Annotated in this window: 2 protein-coding genes; one reads left to right on the top strand and one right to left on the bottom strand. The window is 73.6% G+C overall.

Annotated features, from left to right (window positions below):
• Positions 1–387: GntR family transcriptional regulator (locus tag AF1_RS32545; protein ID WP_157419441.1), on the bottom strand; the 387-nt coding region annotated here is incomplete at its 3' end.
• A gap of 97 nt (positions 388–484) precedes the next feature.
• On the opposite strand from AF1_RS32545, the gene AF1_RS32540 reads away from it, so the two are divergent.
• The gene (locus tag AF1_RS32540; RefSeq protein ID WP_067808201.1) at positions 485–1,120 is read left to right on the top strand and encodes a LysE family translocator; all 636 of its coding nucleotides are present in this window, start codon (positions 485–487) and stop codon (positions 1,118–1,120) included.
• The last annotated feature ends 208 nt before the right edge of the window (positions 1,121–1,328 follow it).

Raw genomic sequence — 1,328 nt, 5'->3', positions numbered from 1 at the left:
GGCGGCGGGGGTGCCCGCGACGCCGGCGGGGCCGAGCGCGGCGGCGAGGACGTCCGGGCGCAGCAGCCGCTCCATCCCGGCGGCCGGCAGCGTGCCCTGTTCGGGCACCAGGGGATAGCTCAGCTCAAGGTCGACGGGCGCACCGGCCGGCTCCGCCAGCGCCGGGACGGCGGGGCGCTCGGCCGCGCGGACGAACGTGCCGCGCCCGACCTCGCCGACCACGAGGCCGCGCCCGGCCAGCTCCCGGTACACGCGGCTCGCCGTGGAGGCGGCGATGCCCCGCTGGCGGGCGAACGCGCGCTGCGGCGGCAGCCGGTCACCGGGGCGCAGCCGGCCCGCCGCGATGTCGGCCGCCACCTGATCGGCGACCCGGCGAAAGTCCTCCACCCGTCCTCCATTTATATTGCACCGAGATCAATTTAGATTATTGCACCGAGAAAGGAGGAGTTCTAGCATCGGATCATTCGACTTCATCGGGAGTGCAATGATCTCGCTCAGCGCCGCCGCGGCGATCGCCGTCGTCGCCCTCGGCCTCGTCCTCACGCCCGGACCCAACATGATCTACCTCGTATCGCGGTCGGTGGCGCAGGGCCGCCGCGCCGGGCTGATCTCCCTGTGCGGCGTCGCCGCGGGATTCCTCGTCTACCTCGCCGCCGCCACCGCGGGCATCACCGCGGTCTTCACGCTCGTCCCGGCGCTCTACACGGCGGTCAAGCTGGCCGGCGCGGGCTACCTGCTCTGGCTCGCCTGGCAGGCGCTGCGGCCGGGCGGGACGACCGCGTTCGCGCCGAAGGACCTGCCCGCCGACCCGCCCCGCCGCCTGTTCACCATGGGCCTGGTCACCAACCTGCTCAACCCGAAGATCGCGATCCTGTACGTGTCGCTGCTGCCGCAGTTCCTCGACCCGGAGCGCGGCCACCTCGCCGCGCAGAGCCTGCTCCTCGGCCTCGTCCAGAGCGTCATCGCGCTCATCGTCAACGGCCTCATCGTCCTCGGCGCCGGCGGCATCGCCGTCTTCCTGGCACGCCGGCCCGGCTGGCAGCGCGTCCAGCGGTACCTGATGGGCTCCGTCCTCGCCGGACTGGCCCTGCACATCGGTCTCCGCCCCGCCACCACCTGACCCGTGTCCGGTTCGCCGGTCCTTGCCATCATGGGGCGGTGCATGATGAGGCGGTGAACGCACGACGGGACGACCCCGGTGACCCCCGTCCGGACGGACCGGCACGCCCGCCCGCCCGGCGGCGGCCCGACGCCTCCATGTCGCTCCTGGCCGACCTGTTCGCCGGGAAGCTGCTCGACCACGGCTACGCGGAGGCCGCCGCCCGCCG

It is taken from the genome of Actinomadura formosensis NBRC 14204 (assembly GCF_001552155.1).
GTDB lineage: Bacteria > Actinomycetota > Actinomycetes > Streptosporangiales > Streptosporangiaceae > Spirillospora > Spirillospora formosensis.
Note: the sequence above shows the minus strand (reverse complement) of the source record. Positions and strands in the feature narration are given on the sequence as shown.

Excerpts from the sequence above, each read along its gene's own strand:
- AF1_RS32540 (WP_067808201.1), top strand. The coding sequence starts at position 485 with ATGATCTCGCTCAGCGCCGCCGCGGCGATCGCCGTCGTCGCCCTCGGC.